Here is an 18725-nt window from a genome sequence, read left to right on the forward strand (position 1 = left end):
CCTACCCGTAGGGGATGTGGAGGGCCGGGGCATACCGGAGAGTGAGGGGCGCGGGGGATACCTGAGAGGGAGCGCGCGGGTGGGAGCGCGTTCAGGAGGGGCGCGCGGGGCACGGCGCGCGTGGCAGGGGCCCGCGTGGCAAGGGCGCGCGTGGGAGGGGCCCGCGTGGCAGGGGCCTGGGAGGCAGGCGGCTCCTCAGCCGGCCCGGTGCACCACCGCGTCGCACAGTTCGAGCAGCGCGGCCTTCGCGTCGCACTCCGGCAGCGGTGCCAGCGCGGCCCGCGCCTCCTCGGCGTACCGCACGGTGTCCCGCCGCGCCTGCTCCAGCGCGGGGTGCGCGCGCAGCGCGGTGAGCGCCTCGGTGTGCCGCGCGTCGTCGCTCAGGTCGGAGTCCAGCAGCTCGCACAGCGCGCGGTCCTCGGGCAGCCCGAGCCGCTCGGCCCGCTCACGCAGCCGCAGCACGGGCAGCGTCGCGATGCCCTCGCGCAGGTCCGTCCCCGGCGTCTTGCCCGACTCGTGCGAGTCGGACGCGATGTCGAGCACGTCGTCGGCCAGCTGGAAGGCGACGCCGAGGCGCTCCCCGTACTGCGTCAGCACGTCGACGACCGTCTCGTCGGCGCCGGACATCATCGCCCCGAACCGGCACGACACGGCCACCAGCGACCCCGTCTTGCCGCCGAGCACCTCAAGGTAGTGGTCGACCGGGTCCCGCCCGTCCTGCGGGCCGGCGGTCTCCAGGATCTGCCCGGTGACCAGCCGCTCGAACGCCAGTGCCTGTACGCGTACCGCCTCGGGCCCGAGGTCGGCGAGGATCTGCGAGGCCCGGGCGAAGAGGAAGTCCCCGGTCAGTACGGCGACCGAGTTGCCCCACCGGGTGTTCGCGCTGGCCACGCCGCGCCGCACGGCGGCCTCGTCCATGACGTCGTCGTGGTACAGCGTCGCGAGGTGGGTCAGCTCCACCACGACGGCCGACGGGACGACACCCGGGGCGTAGGGGTCACCGAACTGCGCCGCGAGCATCACGAGCAGCGGCCTGAACCGCTTCCCGCCCGCCCGCACCAGGTGCTGGGCGGCCTCCGTGATGAAGGGAACCTCGCTCTTGGTGGCTTCGAGCAACCCTTCCTCGACAGCCGCCAATCCGGCCTGGACATCGGCTTCGAGAGCCTGGTCCCGCACGCTAAGCCCGAACGGCCCGACGACGGTCACGAGGGGTCTCCTGTCTGCTGGTGCCGGTTGGCGATTACACGGTTTGTCGATAGGTCGCTGACATCACTCAAGTCAGCGTATCCGGTCACGTTTCGATCACCGATAGCGCCCACGGTTACAGGCCCGGCGGTATCGGATCACGCCCGATATGTTTACTGATCAAATCTGATCAACCGAAAAGTACCGATATGGACCACGCTCACACCCTGAAGACCACCACCTCACCCTCTGCGAACCACCGGCCCCCGCCTTGCCACAACACGACCCGACTGCCCGTTTTGCCGTAATTAATCAGCCGATTCGCCTTAGTCACCTTGGTTCCAATTGTGTGGCAGCTGTGACGCCAGTGAATTGGGTCACGCGCCCCGCCCGCCGGCCACCACCCGTCCCGCACCCCGTTTCCCCTTGCGGGCACAGGCCGGTTGGGCCTTGGCGACCGCAAAGGATCAAGCGGTCCAAACGGCCTCGACCAAGGTCAACTGGGGTGATAGGTGAATTCGGTACTTGTTCCCGGCATGCGCTCTCGCATAACTTCCCGGCCTGTCGGGCGGACGCCGAATCCTGCCGCCGTCCGGCATCACCCATCGGACCAACTCATCCGTGTACGGCAGGAGCGGGGGACCCAGGTAAGTCGCCGAACCGGGCGTCGTCAGCCGACGACACCCCGGGCCGGCTCGGGGTGAAGCCGTGCCGCCTTCGCGGCCGGCCGGGCATCTCCAGCCCGAACCCGACAGCTCACCTCGCAGGCGTGGGAGAGGAACTTCGTCATGCCTGCTGCCGGTCAGCACCGCCGCACCCGCACGTCCCGCATCGTCCGCACCCTCGCCGTCGCCGGCACCGGTGCCGCCGCCCTCGCGCTCCCGCTCTTCGGCGCGACCAGCGCCTCCGCGGCCACCCCGGCCACCACCGCCACCTCGGCGACCGTGATCACCGCCGCGAACTCGGTCTACCCGAACAACCTCGACGGCTGGATCCGCCAGTCGCTGGACATCATGGCCCAGCGCGGCATCCCCGGGACCTACGACGGCATCTACCGCAACGTGATCCGGGAGTCCTCCGGCAACCCCGCCGCCATCAACCTGTGGGACTCCAACGCGGTCGCCGGCACCCCGTCCAAGGGCCTGCTGCAGGTCATCGACCCGACGTTCCTCGCCTACCACGTGCCGGGCACCTCCATGGACCCCTACGACCCGATCGCCAACATCACCGCGGCCTGCAACTACGCGGCCGCCCGCTACGGCTCGATCGACAACGTGTTCGGCGCGTACTGAGTCACCCACCCCGTCACACCGGGTGAGCCCCTGCCTCATCAGGGGAAGAGACGTTCGAGGACGACGGCGATGCCGTCGTCCTCGTTCGACAAGGTGACCTCGTCGGCGACGGCCTTCAGCTCGGGATGGGCGTTGGCCATGGCCACTCCGCGGGCGGCCCAGGCGAACATCGGGATGTCGTTCGGCATGTCCCCGAAGGCCAGGGCCCGCTCGGGGCCCAGTCCGAGGTGTTCGGCGGCCAGCGCCAGCCCGGTCGCCTTGGTGATCCCGCACGGCTGGAGCTCCACGGTCCCCGGCCCCGACATGGTCACCGTCGCCAGCGAGCCGACCACCGCGCGCGCCGTCGCCGCCAACTCGTCGTCGGACAGGTCGGGATGGCGCAGCAGCACCTTGCTGATCGGCTCCTCCCACAGGTCGTCGCGCCGCCCGACCCGCACCGCCGGCAGGGTCGGGTGCGGCATCCGGTAGCCGGGCTCGATCAGCGTCAGCCCGTCCACCCCGTCCTGGTCGACCGCGGCGTACACCTGCCCCACCTCGGCCTCGATCTTGCCGAGCGCGGTCTCGGCCAGCTCCCGGTCGAGCGTCACCGACCACAGCAGGCGGTCCGCGCGGGCGTCGTACACCTGCGCGCCCTGCCCGCACACCGCGAGCCCCGTGGAGCCCAGGTCCTCCAGCAGCGGCCGCACCCGGGGCGCCGGGCGGCCGGTCACCACCAGGTGGCGCGCGCCGGCATCGGCCACCCGGGCGAGCGCGGCCAGGGACCGGTCGGAGAGCGTGTCGTCGCCGCGCAGCAGCGTTCCGTCCAGGTCAGTGGCGATGAGGGCATATGCGAGGGGTGCGGCCATGATCAGAGAATACGGACCCCACAGGTCACCCGTTCACCACCGGTTTCCCCCTCCCCCGGCCCACGCGGGCCCGCGGCACCGTGGGAGGCTGTTGCCTCACTGACCGTGGGGAGGCGCACCCAGTGACGACCGGACCGGACCGTTTCCAGCAGCATCTGAGGCAGGCCGCCGCAGGCGTCCTCGAACGCTTCCCCACCGCGGACGTCCCCGAGATCTACGCCCTCTCCTTCCGTATCTGGCGCGTGGACTACGACAACCGCCACCCCTACGTGGCCATCGGCTACAACACCGAGTCCCAGTACGAGCGCGAGCGGCGCCCCGAGGACCCCGGCGAGGCCCGCTGGAACTACGCCTGCTGGCTCCTCGACGGCTTCGAGACCCTCGGCAACGTCCCCGAGGACCCGGCCGGCGCCCCGCTGTTCACCGCGCGCGCCCGGCAGCTGGGGCTCTGGTTCGACGGCGACCCCGACGACCCCGCCGTGCCCGAGGCCGTGCGCGAGGAGCGGGACGCCCAGGGCGACCTGCTGCGCCAGTACTTCGCCGACTCCTGCCTCGACCTCGCCCGCCATCTGCACGCGAGCGGCCTGATCGAGAAGGTCCTCGGCCGCCCGCTGCCGGTGGTCGTCTTCGACATGGACTGCCCCGGCTGGGAGGTGGAGGCCACCGAGGCCGCCAACCCGCCGGAACTGATCACCGGCTTCCTGGCCTGGCAGCACGCGCAGGAGGCGTAGCCCTCCGGGCCGGGGGCGAGGGGCGCCGCGCCCCGCGCGCGGAGCCCTGTCAGCCGTGTGCCGCCTGCAGGTGCCGGGCCAGCCGCGGGGAGGCGAACTCCGTGCCGCACACGAACCGCATCACCGGGCCGTAGGAGGCGGCGGCCGGCAGGCCCGTGAAGTACAGGCCGGGGACCGACGACACATACCCGGCGCCGAGCCTCGGGGCGCCGCGGCTGACGGCGAGCGCGGTACGCAGTTCGTGGCCGAGGAAGTCCATGGCCGCGATGTTCACCCGGTAGCCGGTCGCCGCGATCACATGGTCGGCGGTGAGCCGCTCGGTGCGTCCGGCGTGGGTGCGGACGGTGAGGGCGGTGCCCTCGCCCGTCGCCTCCGCCCGCACGATCCGTGCCACCTCGCTGACCCGCACCTTCCCCGCGAACCGCTCGCGCAGCCACCAGGCCCCGAGCGGACCGAGGACCCGGCGGACCAGGTGGTGGCGTATCCCGGCGGGCAGATAGCGGTAGGGGTGCGGGTAGTAGCTGAGCGCCCACAGCGACCAGGCCCGGCCGAACGGCGACCGGGGCCGCAGCCGGGGCTGGTCCCACGGCGGCGCCCCGAAGGCGACCCGGCCCCGGCCACGGGCGACCACCCGGACCCGGGCACCGGCCTCGGCGGCGAGCACCGCGGTCTCCAGCGCCGACTGTCCCGCGCCGACGACGATCAGCTCGCGGCCGGCGAAGCGGGTGAGGTCGTGGTGCTGGGAGCTGTGCGAGACCGGGGCCGTGGCGGCGGGTCCGTCCGGCGCGGCCGCGGCCAGCTCGCGGGGCAGGTGGGACAGGCCGGACAGACCGGTCGCCACGACCACGGCCCGCGCGGTGAACTGCTCCCCGGAGTCCAGCTTCAGCTCGAATCCGCCGCCGGTGCGCCGGTCCACGGAGACCACCCGCACCCGCTCCAGCTCGGGCACCAGCTGCTGCTGGAACCACTCGCCGTAGGCGATGAACGTCTCGACGGGAACGATGTCCTCGTCGGTGACCAGGCGCCGGATGCCGGCCTCGGTGCAGTAGTCGGCGAGGGTGTGCCCGCGCTGCGGGCAGTCGATGTCGGAGGCCGCGGGGGTCGATTTCAGGAGCATCCCGGCGGGCATGTGGTCGCGCCAGCTGACCATGGGATCACCGAAGACGCGGACCGGGACGGCGCGCGCCCGCAGATGGGCGGCGGTGGACAGGCCGAACGGGCCCGCCCCGATGACGGCAACCGGTTGGTTCACGAAGTCCCTCCCCAGGACGTCACACTTCGTCACTTCGTGTTCCGGCCGGGACGGGTGCTACGGCTGCAGGCGTCCGCCCGGTCCGGTGCTGCCGCGGCGGTGCGTCCGCCACAGCTGATACAGGTGCTTCACGCCGGGTCGCGCGAAGCGCGCCAGCATCGTGAGGAACGGCAGCGGGTCGTCACCCGCGAACCAGGCCAGCTCCGTGCCGCTCGCCCGGGCCGGCGCGTGCGGCGTCGTATAGCCGCTGCGGCGGTAGGCGAGCAGGGCGGGCAGGTCGATGTTCTCCACGATGTAGCGGTGACCGGCGCGCTGTTCCCCCTCCGGAACGGTGCGCCCGGTCAGATCCAGGTGCATGGCGCGGACCACGTCCACTCCCGCCTCGTTCTCGAAGAGCCGGAACTGGGCGCCCATGCGCGGGTTGAAGTCGAGGAGTTTGTACAGTCCGTCGCGCCGGTCGAAGCGCAGATCGAGGTCGATGATCCCGGTGAAGCCGATCTGTTTGATGAAACGTGCGGCGAGGTCGGCGAGTTCCGGGTTGTCGACGACGTAGGCGTGCGCCGTCATTCCGGCGTGCGGCGGCCAGGAGCGGACCTTAACGCCGGTGAACATCGCCAGCGGCGTGGAGTCCGCCCCGAAGCAGGCGTGCACGATCCAGTCCTCTGCCTGCTCCCGCGGCAGGTACTCCTGCAGGATCACCCCGGGCCGCTCGCCCCAGTCCCGGGCGAGGGCCAGCAGCACGTCGCGGGTGGCGATGCGGGTGGTGCCGTTGACCGCCGGCCGCGCGCGGCGCAGGAACGCCTCCCGGTTCTTGGCCACCACCGGGAAGCGGGCCCTCTCGGCGAACGCCACGATGTCGTCGTACGACCGCGGGAACGCGGCCGCCGGGCTGGGGATGCCGTGCTCGGCGCACAGCTCGTGCAGCCCCTGCTTGCTGGCCAGCCGGCGCGGCAGGTCCGGGGCGACGCGCGGGAAGAGGAACGGCCCGGCCAGCTGCTCCTGGTGCTCGGCGATCAGCACCGCGGCCTCCTCGTCGGTGGGGATGAGCACGGCCGGCCGGCCGATCCGGCGCCCGATCCGCAGCAGCCCCTCCACCAGGCGCCCCGGCTCCTCCGTACCCGTCGTCCGCCACACGAACGCCCGCCGGAGATAGCGCGAGGCGGCGGCCGGCGTGCAGCGGTCCTCGGTGATCGCGTACATGGGCACGCCGAGGCGCCCCAGACTGCGGATCGCCCCTACACCGCCGTGATGCAGCGGATAGTCACCGAACTTCACGATCAGGCCCGGCACCCCACGGTCGGCCTCGAACGGCACGCTTCCGGCACTCCTGGCCACGGGTCCCCCCACGTGTCCCCCCGACGGAACGGATGGCTCCGCCCGTGTTTCCCCGCAAAGGACGCTAAGCCGGAATTGCCACCTCCGACAAGACCAAAAGGGACATTGCAAACTCTTTAGACACTGCCCAAGACAGGTGCCTCCGCCGTAACGTGTGCCGCGACCACCTGACCGCACGGCCCTGGCGCCGTGTCCCACGTGCACGAAAGCGAGGCTGCACCGCATGCCCCCCTTCGACGTCCCCGAAGGCGACCCCTTCGGTGCGCACAATCTTCCGTACGGCGTCTTCTCGCCGGCCGGTTCTCCGGCCGAGCGGCGGGTCGGCGTCCGGCTCGGCGACCACGTGCTCGACGCCGGCGCGGCGGCCATGGCGCTCGGTTCCCCCTACGCCGCCCTGCTCGCCCAGCCCTCGCTGAACCCGCTCCTCGCCGCCGGCCGCACCACCTGGTCCGACGTACGGCGCGCACTGACGGCGTGGGTGACGGTGCCCTCGCACCGCGAGGCCGTGGAGCCGTTCTTCCACCCCCTGTCCTCGGTGACCCTGCATCTGCCCTTCGAGGTCGCCGACTACGTCGACTTCTACGCGTCCGAGAACCACGCCCGCAACGTCGGCCAGATCTTCCGCCCCGACGCCGCCGACTCCCTCACCCCCAACTGGAAGCACCTGCCCATCGGCTACCACGGCCGCTCCGGCACCGTGGTGGTCTCCGGCACCGACATCCGGCGCCCCTCGGGCCAGCGCAAGGCCCCGACGGACGCGGCACCCGTCTTCGGCCCCTCCGTCCGCCTCGACATCGAGGCCGAGGTCGGCTTCGTCGTCGGCGCCCCCTCCGCCCTCGGCGAGCCGGTCGCCCTCGGCGACTTCCGCGACCACGTCTTCGGGCTGTGCCTGCTCAACGACTGGTCGGCCCGCGACATCCAGGCCTGGGAGTACGTCCCCCTCGGCCCCTTCCTCGGCAAGTCCTTCGCCACCTCGGTGTCGGCGTGGATCACCCCGCTGGAGGCCCTGGAGGAGGCCCGGGTGGCACCCCCGGAGCGCACCCACCCGCTGCTGCCCTACCTCGACGACTCCACCGACGAGCCCGGCGGCTACGACCTGCGCATCTCCGTCGCCATCAACGGCCATGTCGTCTCCGAGCCCCCCTTCTCCACCATGTACTGGACGGCCGCCCAGCAGCTGGCGCACATGACGGTCAACGGCGCCTCGCTGCGCACCGGCGACCTCTACGGCTCCGGCACGGTCAGCGGCCCCGAGCCCGCGCAGCGCGGCTCCCTGCTGGAGCTGACCTGGAACGGCCGCGACCCTCTCGAACTCCCCGAAGGCAAGCGGACCTTCCTTCAGGACGGCGACGTGGTGACCCTGTCCGCCTGGGCTCCCGGCCCGGACGGCGCCCGGGTGGGCCTGGGCGAGGTGACGGGCCGCATCGTCACGGACTGACACCCCGGACCCGGGGCCGGCGTCACGGGCCGACACCCCCGGCCCCGGGCCGTCGTCACGGGCCGACACCCCCGACCCCGGGCCGTCGTCACGGCCTGACACCCCCGACCCCGGGCCGTCGTCACGGGCTGACGTGTCACCGCTGGGGCCGTCATACTGGCGGCGGACGCGCTCACCGAGCCGCCGAGCGACCGCGTCCGCCGCCCGCACGACCACCCCTGCCCCCGTCCGACCAGGATCCGGAGCCCGTGGCATGACCGTCTGCCTGCTCCTGCTGAGTGTCGTCGCCCTCACGGCCGCCGTACCGGTCCCGCGCGCGCTGACCCGGGCCGCCTGGCCCGAGCGGGAGCCGGTCGTCGCCCTGTGGGTGTGGCAGTGCCTCGTCGCGACCGTCCTGCTGTGCTGCCTGGCCGCCCTGGCGCTCAGCACCGCCGCCGTCTTCCACACCGTGCGCACCCAGCTGTTCGCGCCCGCGCCTCCGGGTGTGACCGAGGCGTACGACCTGGCGTCGGCGCCGGCCTGGGCGGTGGCGCTCACCCTGCTGCTGGCCTGCGGTGCCGCCTGGACCACCGCGATGCTCGCCCGTGAGCTGGTGGAGGCCCGGAAGCGCCGCGGCCTGGCCCGGGCCCATCTGCGCGAACGCGCCCCCGAGCTGCCGGCCGGGCTGGGCCCGGCGCGCGGCCCGCTGCTCGTGCTGGAGGACGAGTACCCCGACGCCTGGTGGATGCCCGGCCATCCGCCCCAGCTGGTCGTCACCACCGGCGCCCTGCACCGCCTCACCTCCCACCAGCTCGACGCCGTCCTCACCCACGAGCGCGACCACGCCCGCGCCCACCACGACTGGCTGCTGCACCTGTCCACCGCACTGGCCACCGGTTTCCCCCGCGTTCCGCTCTTCGCCCACTTCTGCGACCAGACCCACCGCCTGGTCGAACTGGCCGCCGACGACACCGCCTCCCGCCGCTGCGGCCACCTGACCACCGCCCTGGCCCTGATCGAGCTGAACCAGCACCGCGGCGTGCTCTCCTGCGCCTCCAGCCACCGCCTGCTGGGCGAGCGGGTCGACCGCCTGCTCCAGCCCCCGCCCCGGCTGGACCGCCGCCGCCGGGCCCTGACGACGACCGTGGCCGCGCTGGTCCCCCTGCTGCCGCTGCTGATCGCCTTCGCCCCCGGGCTGACAGCGCTGACCTGACGCACACCGGGCGTCCAGTCCAGGGCACCGACCGTCCGCACCGAGCGGCCAGGCCAGGGCACCGGCCGTCCGCACCGAGCCGCCCGGCCAGGACGTCGGGCGCCCGCACCGAACCCGCTCAAGGAGTGGCAGATCTTTCCCGCTGCCACTCGAAGCCCCAGGTCAGATCCACATCCGACGGGTCGTCAAGTGGCGCAACACTTCGGCAACACTCCGTTTCCTACCTCGTCGGTATGGTTCCAGCCATGCCAGCCACCGACCGCATCCGGGACCACGCCGGGCAGGGCGCGACCACCGTCGCCGCCCACCGCGCACGGCGCCGGCTGCGCGCCGACCGGGCCCGGCAGCTCGCCGATCTGCTCCGCCGCCAGCTCCTCACCGGCGGCTTCGAGACCGGCACGCTCCCCCATGAATCCGTCCTCGCCACCGACTACCGCACCTCCCGCAACACCGTCCGGCAGGCTCTCGACCTCCTGCGCTCCGAGGGCCTCGTCGACCGCCTGCCCGGCGTCGGCACGGTCGTCGTCGCCCGTAAGTACCCCCATGGGCTCGACCGTCTGATGGGCCTGGCCGAAACCCTGCACGAACACGGCCGGGTCACCAACGAGGTCCGCACCATGGGCCCCGTCCCCGCGCCGGGACCCGTTGCCGACCGGCTGCACGTCCCGCCCGGAGCCGACGTCCTCTACATCGAGCGGCTGCGCCGCCTGAACGGACTGCCGCTCTCGCTCGACCTGACCTACATCCCGCTCGACATCGGCACCGCCCTGCTCGGCGCCGATCTGGAGAACACCGACGTCTTCCGTCTCCTGGAGGCCATCACCGGCCTGCGTCTCGGCCATGCCGAGATCACCCTGGAGGCGGTGAACGCGGACGCCCACTCCGCCGCCGTACTGGAGGCGCCGCGCTCAGCGGCCGTCCTGATGCTGGAGCGTCTCACGCACCTGTGTGACGGGCGCCCGGTGGACCTGGAGTTCATCCGCTTCCGCGGCGACCGCATCTCCATGAGCGGACTGCTGCACCGCTCCGTCTGACACCTTCCCGTACCCATCCCGCCCCCTTCCGGTCCGCTCCGGTCCCGCCGGCCCTTCACCTCTTCATCGTTCGGCAGGGCCCGATCGGTTCACGGCCGCGGCGACTTCTCCCGCGGACATCCCTGCGGACTTTTCCGGATCTCTGGAGACAGCCATGCCCTTGGTGCCCCAGCGGGCCGACGTGCCCGTGACCATCGACGAGTCCAAGTGCATCGACGGCTGCACGCTCTGCGTGGACATGTGCCCGCTGGACTCCCTCGCCATCGACACCTCCAGCGGCAAGGCGTACATGCACGTCGACGAGTGCTGGTACTGCGGCCCGTGCGCGGCCCGCTGTCCCACCGGAGCCGTCACGGTCAACATGCCCTATCTGCTCCGGTGAGAGGTCCCCACCCCATGAAGCCCCAAGCCCTTGCTGTCGCCGTCGTGCTCCTCGCGTCCGTGACCGCCTGCGGCGGCAACGCCGCGGCGGGCGGTGACGGCGCCACGGTCACCGTCACCGTCGGCTACCAGTCCCGGACCATCAACACCGTCACCGCCGGCACCCTGCTGCGCTCCCTCGGCTCGTTCGAGAAGCAGCTGAACGCCCTGCACGACGGCCACAGCTACAAGGTCGTCTGGCAGGACTACGCCACCGGCGCCCCCATCACCGCCCAGATGACCGCCGGCAAGATCGACATCGGTTCGATGGGCGACTTCCCGCTGCTCATCAACGCCGCCCGCGGCAAGCAGCTGAACCGCCCCACCCACCTGGTCTCCGTCACCGGCTACAACCTCCGCGGCGGACTCAACACCATCGTCACCGCGCCCGACTCCCCGCTCGCCTCCCTGACCGACCTCAAGGGCAAGAAGGTGTCCACCTCCGTCGGCTCCGCCGCCGACGGCACGCTCGTCCGGGCCCTGCAACGCGCCGGCATCGACCCCGACAAGGGCATCGAGAAGCTCAACCAGCAGCCCGCCGTCGGCGCCTCCGCCCTGACCGCGGGGAGCGCCGACGCGCTGTCGCAGTTCGTCGCCTGGCCCGGCCTGCTCGCCTACCAGGGCAAGGCGAAGGCGCTGTACGACGGCGCCCAGCTGAACCTGCCCACCTTCCACGGCGTCACCGCACGCGAGGACTTCGCGAAGAAGCACCCGGCCGTGCTGGAGGCCTTCCTCAAGGCCCAGACCGAAGCCACCGACTACCTCGGCGCCCACCCCGTGACCGCCGCCGAGAAGGTCGCCGACGCCACCGGGCTGCCCGCCGAGGTCGTCTACCTCTACAACGGCGCCCACGGCATCGCCACCTTCGACCCGGCCGTCAAGCCTCAGCTCGTCGCCGCGCTCAAGCAGGACGTGGCGATCCTGAAGGCGGCGAAACTGACCGGCGACATCGACGTGGACGCCTTCGTCGACGACCACTACGTCAAGCAGGCCCTCGGCGCCGACTACACCCGGCGACTGACCGCCACCCCCGCCCCGGCCGCCGCCGAGGTCTGGCCCAAGGGCGCGGACAAGACGCTTCAGCTGCCCTCCCCCGCGGCCCTGCTGAGCCATGTGAAACGGCACCGCGACACCGTCCGCGCCGCCTACGTCGCCGACGCCACCACCGGCACCCCGTGGTTCGCCGACAAGGCGGTGTGGGTGGCCGACGGCACCAAGCTGCTGCCGTTCGTCGCCCCGGCGACCGCCCGGGCCTACGTCGACGGGCACGGCGGCGCGCGGGTCGTCACGTACGCCGAAGCACTGGAGCGGGCCTCATGACCCGGTACGCGCTGCGCGTCCTGTCGCTGGCCGCCGCTCTCGGCGTGTGGCAGCTGCTGACCAGCCTGGACGTCGACCTGTGGCTGCGCTTCTCGCAGTTCCCCACGGTCACCGACGTCGTCCGCACCTTCGCCGAGCGGGTGAGCGGCCCCGACTACTGGACGGACCTCACCGACAGCCTGACCCGTATCGCCTCCGGCTTCCTCCTCGCGGCCGTCCTGGGCGTCGCCACCGGCGTGCTCGTGGCCCGCTCGCGGCTCGCCGAGGACCTGCTCGGCCCACTGCTGGAAGTGGTCCGTCCCATCCCCGCCATCGCCCTCGTCCCCGTCGCGATCCTGCTCTTCCCGTCCAACGAACAAGGCATCGTCTTCATCACCTGCACCGCCGCCTTCTTCCCCGTCCTGGTCTCCACCCGGCACGCGGTGCGCGCCCTCACCCCGGTCTGGGAGGAGGCGGTGCGCACCATGGGCGGCGGGCGGTGGCGCGTCCTCGGCTCGGTCGTCCTGCCGGGCGCGCTGCCCGGCATCTTCGGCGGACTGTCGGTCGGCATCGGCGTGTCCTGGATCTGCGTGATCTCCGCCGAGATGATCTCCGGCCAGTACGGCGTGGGCTATCGCACCTGGCAGGACTACACCGTCGTCGACTACCCGGGCGTGTTCGTCGGCATGGTCACCATCGGCGTGCTCGGCTGGATCACCTCCACCGCCGTGGAACTCCTCGGCCGCCGCCTCACTCACTGGCTGCCCCGCACCTCCCAGGTCCCCGCGGTACGCGTCCGTCCGGCCTCGCCGAAGGTGCCGAGAGGCGCCGTCGTGGCCACGGCGTCCCCGTCGCGAAGCGAGGAGGCACGCGATGAGCACCTCGTCTGAAACCCGCACCGCCACCCGGCCCACGCCCCGTCCGGCCCAGGCCGCGCGCGGCACCCGGCTCACCCTGCGCGGCGTCACCCTCGGCCGCCCGGACGCACCCGCCATCGCCGGCGTCGACCTGGACATCGCGCCCGGCGAGATCCTCACCGTCGTCGGCCCCTCCGGCTGCGGCAAGTCGACCCTGCTGCGCACTCTCGCGGGGCTGCTGCCCCCGCTGGCCGGAACGGTGGAGCAGGACGGCCGGCCACTGACCGGACCGGCGGCCGAGCGTGCCCTGGTCTTCCAGGAGGACGCGCTGCTGCCCTGGCGCACGCTGCGGGCCAACGTGGAACTCCCCCTCGCCATCTCCGGCGTCCCGCGCCGCGCCCGCCGGGTGGAGGCCGAGGAATGGCTCACCCGCGTCCATCTCGCCGAGCAGGCCGGGCAGTTGCCCCACCGTGTCTCGGGCGGGCAGCGCCAGCGTGCCCAGCTGGCCCGCGCCCTGGCCGGCCGCCCCCGTGCCGTGCTGATGGACGAGCCGTTCGGCGCGCTGGACGCGCAGACCCGCGCCGGTATGCAGGACCTGCTGGTGGAGGTGTTGCACGGCACGGGCGCCACCGTCGTCTTCGTCACCCACGACGTCGACGAGGCCCTCTTCCTCGGCGACCGCGTGGCGCTGCTCGGCTCCGGCGAGCTCACCGCCGTGACCGATGTGCCCCGTCCCCGCGACCGTGCGGCGCACGACGACCCCGCGCGCACGGCGCTGCGCCGCGACATCCTCACCTCGCTCGGTAGTTGAAAGGCACCCCGGTGACTGACGTGAACACCACTGCGGACACTCCCCTGGCGATCCCCGCCCTCGGTGACGCCGAGGAGCTGACCTGCGACGTCCTCGTCATCGGCGGCGGCACCGCCGGGACGATGGCCGCGCTGACCGCCGCCGAGCACGGCGCGAACGTCCTGCTGCTGGAGAAGGCCCACGTCCGTCACTCGGGCGCGCTCGCCATGGGCATGGACGGCGTCAACAACGCGGTCGTCCCCGGCCGGGCCGAACCCGACGACTACGTCGCCGAGATCACCCGCGCCAACGACGGCATCGTCGACCAGTCCACCGTCCGCCAGACCGCGACGCGCGGCTTCTCGATGGTGCAGCGGCTGGAGTCCTACGGCGTGAAGTTCGAGAAGGACGAGCACGGCGAGTACGCGGTCCGCCAGGTCCACCGCTCCGGCTCCTATGTGCTGCCGATGCCGGAGGGCAAGGACGTCAAGAAGGTCCTCTACCGGCAGCTGCGCCGCCGGGAGATGCGGGAGCGGATCCGCATCGAGAACCGGGTGATGCCGGTGCGGGTGCTGACCGCGCAGGGCCGGGCGGTGGGCGCGGTCGGCTTCAACACCCGCACCGGCGCGTTCGTCACCGTCCGCGCGGGCGCGGTGATCCTCGCCACCGGCGCCTGCGGCCGCCTCGGCCTGCCCGCCTCCGGCTACCTGTACGGCACCTACGAGAACCCCACCAACGCCGGCGACGGCTACGCCATGGCCTACCACGCCGGTGCCGAGCTCACCGGTATCGAGTGCTTCCAGATCAACCCGCTGATCAAGGACTACAACGGTCCCGCCTGCGCCTATGTCGCCAACCCGTTCGGCGGCTACCAGGTCAACCGGCACGGTGAGCGCTTCGTCGACTCCGACTACTGGTCGGGGCAGATGATGGCCGAGTTCGCGGCCGAGGTCGCCTCCGACCGGGGCCCCGTCTACCTCAAGCTCAGCCACCTCCCGGAGGAGTCGGTCACGGCGCTGGAGTCGATCCTGCACTCCACCGAGCGCCCCACCCGCGGCACCTTCCACGCCGGACGCGGCCACGACTACCGCACCCACGACATCGAGATGCACATCTCCGAGATCGGCCTGTGCGGCGGCCACTCCGCCTCCGGCGTCCGCGTGGACGACCACGCCCGTACGACCGTGCCCCGCCTGTACGCGGCCGGCGACCTGGCCTGCGTGCCGCACAACTACATGATCGGCGCGTTCGTCTTCGGCGACCTGGCCGGCGCGGACGCCGCCCAGTACACCGCCTACGAGGGCGAGCTGCCCGAGGAGCAGCTGCGCGAGGCGCACGAGCTGATCTACCGCCCGCTGCGCAACCCGGCCGGCCCCCCGCAGCAGCAGGTCGAGTACAAGCTGCGCCGCTTCGTGAACGACTATGTCGCCCCGCCGAAGTCGGGCGCCCGGCTCTCCCTTGCGCTGGAGGCGTTCGAGCGGATGCGCGCCGACATCGCCGCGATGGGCGCGCGTACCGCGCATGAGCTGATGCGCTGCGCGGAGGTCACCTTCATCCGCGACTGCGCGGAGATGGCCGCGCGTGCCTCCCTGGCCCGCACGGAGTCCCGCTGGGGCCTCTACCACGAGCGCCTCGACCATCCGGCGCGCGACGACGCCTCCTGGTTCCACCATCTCGATCTGCACAAGTCCCCCTCTGGTGCGATGGAGTTCACGGCCCGCCCCGTGGCTCCCTATCTGGTCCCCGTGGAGGGGTACGTGCCCGTCGGCGGCCCCTCCCGCTCCCTCGGCGAGGTCCACGCACAGGACGTGGCGACGGCCGGGTCGCGGGACGCGGCACCCCTGGCGGTCCGGCCCGCCGGCGACGACTCCGAGCGGCGCCCCGCTCCCCGGACGGCTCCCCCGGCCCAGCCCGACGCCGGACAGGACGCGGAGCGCCTCCTGCAGCTCGTCGCCCTCGCCGAGGAACAGCCCGAACTGGACGCGCTGCGCCCCTACTTGGCCGACCCGTCAGCCGCCGTCCGGCGCGAGGCGGTGGCCGTCCTGACCGAGACGCTGCCCGCCGGCACCGGGCCCGCCCTGGCCGCCGCACTGCGCGACCCCGCCGCCGAGGTGCGGTCCGCCGCCGCTGCCTCCCTCCGTGAGCTCGTCGAGACCCTTCCGCCCGAACCCGCCCTGCGCGACGGCCTCGCCGCCGCCCTGACCGAGCCGGACGCCGTGGTCCGCGCCGCCGCGCTCGACGTACTGCGCGCCCTGCGCCTGGGGGACGCCGCACTGTTCGCCGGGTCCCTGACCGACGCCGACATCACCGTCCGCATCGCGGCCGTACGGGCCCTGGTCTCCGTCGACGCCGCCGACGAACTGGCCCGCGCCGCCACCGCCGACCCCTCCCGCGAGGTCCGGGTGACGCTCGCCAAGGCGCTGGCCACGGTGGCGGCGACCACCCGCGCGAACGCCGCGGAGCCCGGCACCCTGCACCAGGCCCTCGGCGGCCTCACCGAGGACCCCGACGCGCTGGTGCGCGGGGCGGCCTACGAGGCGCTGGGCACCGCCGGCTGCCCGGCCCCCCTGGCCGCACGGGCCGTCGCCGCCCTGACCGACCCGGCCTGGCAGGTACGCGCCGGTGCCGCGACCGCCCTGTCGGCCGTGGCCGCCGACCTGGCCGTGCCCGCGCTCGCCAAGGCCGTCGCCGACCCGAACGCCGACGTACGCAAGGCCGCGGTCCTCGCCCTCACCCGGCACGGCGACGCCGAGGGAGCCCGGGCGGCGCTCGCCACGGCCACCGCGGACACGGACGCGGACGTCAGGGCGTACGCGGCACGGGGGCTGTGACGAGCGGGGCTTCAAGGTGTGCGGCGGACGCCGTCCGAGAGCGACCGCCGCACACCGCGCGCCCTATATCCAGTCCTCCGGCTCCGGTTCGGCGTCGGGCCAGTCGTCCATCGCGCCCGGATCCTGCTCGCCGGGCGTGGCCGACGCCAGCGTCCTCGCCACGCTGGGCGGCCCGTCCAGGCCCGCCAGGACGGCGAGCACGCCCTCCCCGTACGTCTCCAGCTTCTTCAGGCCGACCCCGCTGACCGTGCCCAGCTCACGCACCGACGTCGGCCACGCCGTGACGATCTCCCGCAGCGTGGCGTCGTGGAAGATGACGTACGCCGGGACGCCCTGCTCACGGGCCTGTTCGGCACGCCAGGCGCGCAGGGCCTCGAAGGCCGGCTGAAGCGCCTCGGGCAGCTCGGCCGCGGCTGCCTTGGGCCGGCGTTCACCGCCACGGCCCGAGGAACCGGCCGAGCCCGACCGCGACGCCGTCGGCTTCTTCGGCTCCTTGCGCAGCGGCACCTCCCGCTCACGCCGCAGCACCGACCCGCTGGCCTCGGTCAGCACCAGCGTGCCGTACTCGCCCTCGACGGCGAGCAGCCCCTGGGCGAGCAACTGGCGCACCACACCGCGCCATTCGCCCTCGGTGAGCTCCTGGCCGATGCCGAACACCGACAGCTGGTCGTGGTCGAACTGGATCACCTTGCCGGTGCGCTTGCCCAGCAGGATGTCCACGATCTGCCCGGTGCCGAACTTCTGTCCGCGCTCGCGCTGCAGCCGCACCACCGTCGACAGCACCTTCTGCGCGGCGACCGTGCCGTCCCAGGTCTCCGGCGGGGTCAGGCAGGTGTCGCAGTTGCCGCAGCCCTCCGCCCCCGGCTCCTGCCCGAAGTAGGCCAGGAGCTGGCCACGCCGGCACCGGGCCGTCTCGCACAGGGCGAGCATGGCGTCCAGGTGGGACTGGGCCCGCCGCCGGAAGGCCTCGTCGCCCTCGCCGGACTGGATGAGCTTGCGCTGCTGGATGACGTCGTTGAGGCCGTACGCCATCCAGGCCGTGGAGGGCAGCCCGTCACGGCCGGCGCGGCCGGTCTCCTGGTAATAGCCCTCGACCGACTTCGGCAGGTCCAGATGGGCGACGAAGCGCACGTCCGGCTTGTCGATGCCCATGCCGAAGGCGATGGTCGCCACCACGACCAGGCCGTCCTCGCGCAGGAAGCGGGACTGGTGCGCCGCGCGCGTGCCGGCGTCCAGGCCCGCGTGGTACGGGACCGCCTCGACGCCGTTGGCGGTGAGGAACTCCGCCGTCCGCTCCACCGAGTTGCGCGACAGGCAGTACACGATGCCGGCGTCGCCCGCGTGCTCCTGGCGCAGGAAGCTCAGCAGCTGCTTCTTCGGGTCCGCCTTGGACACGATCCGGTACTGGATGTTGGGCCGGTCGAAGCTGGCCACGAAGTGGCGGGCCCGCGGCATGTTCAGCCGCTCGGTGATCTCCTGGTGCGTCGCGCGGGTCGCCGTGGCGGTGAGCGCGATGCGCGGGACGTCCGGCCAGCGCTCGCCGAGCAGCGACAGGGTGAGGTAGTCGGGCCGGAAGTCGTGGCCCCACTGGGAGACGCAGTGCGCCTCGTCGATGGCGAAGACCGAGATCTTCCCGCGGGCGAGCAGGTCCAGGGTGGCGTCGAGCCGCAGCCGCTCCGGCGCCAGGTAGAGCAGGTCCAGCTCACCCGCCAGGAACTCGGCCTCCACCACGCGCCGCTCGTCGAAGTCCTGCGTGGAGTTGATGAAGCCGGCGCGCACGCCGAGCGCCCGCAGCGCGTCCACCTGGTCCTGCATGAGCGCGATGAGCGGCGAGACGACGATCCCCGTACCGGCTCTGACCAGGGACGGGATCTGGTAGCACAGCGACTTTCCGCCGCCGGTCGGCATCAGGACGACCGCGTCGCCGCCGGCCACCACATGCTCGATGATCGCTTCCTGCTCGCCGCGGAAGGCCCCGTATCCGAAGACCCGGTGCAGCGTGGCCAGCGCCTCGCTCGCGCCCACGCCCGGCACCTCGGTCATCTCTGCCATCTCGCTGATCACGCCCGTCCCGGCCATTGTCCCGTCCCCCGTGCGTCGTCCCTCGACCACTGCCTCCACGATAGGGGCCCGCGCCGACAGCGCCGGAGTTATCCACAGGCGAGCGGTGTGATCATCGGACCTCGTCGTCGGCCTCGCGTGCCGTCGTCGTACCTCAGTCCAA

Annotated in this window: 15 protein-coding genes and 1 riboswitch; of the genes, 10 read left to right on the forward strand and 5 right to left on the reverse strand. The window is 72.7% G+C overall.

Annotation, left to right across the window (positions count from 1 at the left end; genetic code table 11):
• Nucleotides 1-195: 195 nt before the first annotated feature.
• Nucleotides 196-1206, reverse strand: a complete 1011-nt coding sequence (locus C3489_RS04700; RefSeq protein WP_103780188.1) for a polyprenyl synthetase family protein — start codon at nucleotides 1204-1206, stop codon at nucleotides 196-198.
• A gap of 577 nt (nucleotides 1207-1783) precedes the next feature.
• A riboswitch (cyclic di-AMP (ydaO/yuaA leader) is annotated at nucleotides 1784-1968 on the forward strand.
• Nucleotides 1969-1973: 5 nt separating this feature from the next.
• On the opposite strand from C3489_RS04700, the gene C3489_RS04705 reads away from it, so the two are divergent.
• On the forward strand, nucleotides 1974-2477 hold the full coding sequence (locus C3489_RS04705; protein WP_103780190.1) for a transglycosylase SLT domain-containing protein: 504 nt from the start codon (nucleotides 1974-1976) through the stop codon (nucleotides 2475-2477).
• A gap of 38 nt (nucleotides 2478-2515) precedes the next feature.
• Here C3489_RS04705 and C3489_RS04710 read toward each other — a convergent pair whose 3' ends face one another.
• Entirely contained in the window at nucleotides 2516-3322 is an 807-nt protein-coding gene (locus C3489_RS04710; RefSeq protein ID WP_103780193.1) for an HAD family hydrolase, read from the reverse strand.
• A gap of 122 nt (nucleotides 3323-3444) precedes the next feature.
• On the opposite strand from C3489_RS04710, the gene C3489_RS04715 reads away from it, so the two are divergent.
• Nucleotides 3445-4053: a hypothetical protein gene (locus tag C3489_RS04715; protein WP_258054556.1), complete on the forward strand. Its 609-nt coding sequence runs from the start codon at nucleotides 3445-3447 to the stop codon at nucleotides 4051-4053.
• A 49-nt stretch (nucleotides 4054-4102) separates the two neighbouring features.
• Here C3489_RS04715 and C3489_RS04720 read toward each other — a convergent pair whose 3' ends face one another.
• Nucleotides 4103-5305, reverse strand: a complete 1203-nt coding sequence (locus C3489_RS04720) for an FAD-dependent oxidoreductase (RefSeq protein ID WP_103780195.1) — start codon at nucleotides 5303-5305, stop codon at nucleotides 4103-4105.
• 57 nt (nucleotides 5306-5362) lie between these two features.
• On the reverse strand, nucleotides 5363-6619 hold the full coding sequence (locus tag C3489_RS04725) for an ATP-grasp domain-containing protein (protein WP_103780197.1): 1257 nt from the start codon (nucleotides 6617-6619) through the stop codon (nucleotides 5363-5365).
• 244 nt (nucleotides 6620-6863) lie between these two features.
• Here C3489_RS04725 and fahA point away from each other — a divergent pair, with 244 nt between their 5' ends.
• The 8 genes from fahA (at nucleotide 6864) to C3489_RS04760 (ending at nucleotide 16501) form a co-directional block, all read left to right on the forward strand.
• Complete coding sequence (fahA, locus tag C3489_RS04730; protein WP_103780199.1) at nucleotides 6864-8078, forward strand: fumarylacetoacetase; 1215 nt, start codon at nucleotides 6864-6866, stop codon at nucleotides 8076-8078.
• A 253-nt stretch (nucleotides 8079-8331) separates the two neighbouring features.
• A complete protein-coding gene (locus C3489_RS04735) occupies nucleotides 8332-9270 on the forward strand; it encodes a M56 family metallopeptidase (protein ID WP_103780201.1) in 939 nt (312 codons plus the stop codon).
• A gap of 245 nt (nucleotides 9271-9515) precedes the next feature.
• Entirely contained in the window at nucleotides 9516-10304 is a 789-nt protein-coding gene (locus tag C3489_RS04740; RefSeq protein ID WP_103780203.1) for a GntR family transcriptional regulator, read from the forward strand.
• A gap of 154 nt (nucleotides 10305-10458) precedes the next feature.
• Nucleotides 10459-10686, forward strand: a complete 228-nt coding sequence (locus C3489_RS04745; protein WP_053852588.1) for a ferredoxin family protein — start codon at nucleotides 10459-10461, stop codon at nucleotides 10684-10686.
• Nucleotides 10687-10700: 14 nt separating this feature from the next.
• Nucleotides 10701-12044 carry an ABC transporter substrate-binding protein gene (locus tag C3489_RS04750; RefSeq protein ID WP_103780205.1) on the forward strand — a complete coding sequence of 448 codons (1344 nt, stop codon included), beginning with the start codon at nucleotides 10701-10703 and terminating at the stop codon, nucleotides 12042-12044.
• A complete protein-coding gene (locus tag C3489_RS38540) occupies nucleotides 12041-12913 on the forward strand; it encodes an ABC transporter permease (protein ID WP_181139490.1) in 873 nt (290 codons plus the stop codon). The genes C3489_RS04750 and C3489_RS38540 overlap by 4 nt, the downstream gene beginning before the upstream one ends.
• On the forward strand, nucleotides 12897-13691 hold the full coding sequence (locus tag C3489_RS04755; protein WP_181139491.1) for an ABC transporter ATP-binding protein: 795 nt from the start codon (nucleotides 12897-12899) through the stop codon (nucleotides 13689-13691). The genes C3489_RS38540 and C3489_RS04755 overlap by 17 nt, the downstream gene beginning before the upstream one ends.
• Nucleotides 13692-13711: 20 nt before the next feature.
• Nucleotides 13712-16501: a fumarate reductase/succinate dehydrogenase flavoprotein subunit gene (locus C3489_RS04760; RefSeq protein ID WP_103780207.1), complete on the forward strand. Its 2790-nt coding sequence runs from the start codon at nucleotides 13712-13714 to the stop codon at nucleotides 16499-16501.
• A 63-nt stretch (nucleotides 16502-16564) separates the two neighbouring features.
• On the opposite strand, the gene recQ is transcribed toward C3489_RS04760, so the two are convergent.
• Nucleotides 16565-18580, reverse strand: coding sequence for a DNA helicase RecQ (recQ, locus tag C3489_RS04765; protein WP_103780209.1), 2016 nt, complete (start codon nucleotides 18578-18580; stop codon nucleotides 16565-16567).
• Nucleotides 18581-18725: the final 145 nt, after the last annotated feature.

The organism is Streptomyces sp. Ru71, assembly GCF_002920535.1.
GTDB lineage: Bacteria > Actinomycetota > Actinomycetes > Streptomycetales > Streptomycetaceae > Streptomyces.

What these genes read in the sequence shown, in the direction of transcription:
- C3489_RS04750 (WP_103780205.1), top strand. Translation starts at nt 10,701, where the DNA reads ATGAAGCCCCAAGCCCTTGCTGTCGCCGTCGTGCTCCTCGCGTCCGTG.
- C3489_RS04745 (WP_053852588.1), top strand. Translation starts at nt 10,459, where the DNA reads ATGCCCTTGGTGCCCCAGCGGGCCGACGTGCCCGTGACCATCGACGAG.
- fahA (WP_103780199.1), top strand. Translation starts at nt 6,864, where the DNA reads ATGCCCCCCTTCGACGTCCCCGAAGGCGACCCCTTCGGTGCGCACAAT.
- C3489_RS04740 (WP_103780203.1), top strand. Translation starts at nt 9,516, where the DNA reads ATGCCAGCCACCGACCGCATCCGGGACCACGCCGGGCAGGGCGCGACC.
- C3489_RS04705 (WP_103780190.1), top strand. Translation starts at nt 1,974, where the DNA reads ATGCCTGCTGCCGGTCAGCACCGCCGCACCCGCACGTCCCGCATCGTC.
- C3489_RS04755 (WP_181139491.1), top strand. Translation starts at nt 12,897, where the DNA reads ATGAGCACCTCGTCTGAAACCCGCACCGCCACCCGGCCCACGCCCCGT.
- C3489_RS38540 (WP_181139490.1), top strand. Translation starts at nt 12,041, where the DNA reads ATGACCCGGTACGCGCTGCGCGTCCTGTCGCTGGCCGCCGCTCTCGGC.
- recQ (WP_103780209.1), bottom strand. Translation starts at nt 18,580, where the DNA reads ATGGCCGGGACGGGCGTGATCAGCGAGATGGCAGAGATGACCGAGGTG.
- C3489_RS04735 (WP_103780201.1), top strand. Translation starts at nt 8,332, where the DNA reads ATGACCGTCTGCCTGCTCCTGCTGAGTGTCGTCGCCCTCACGGCCGCC.
- C3489_RS04710 (WP_103780193.1), bottom strand. Translation starts at nt 3,322, where the DNA reads ATGGCCGCACCCCTCGCATATGCCCTCATCGCCACTGACCTGGACGGA.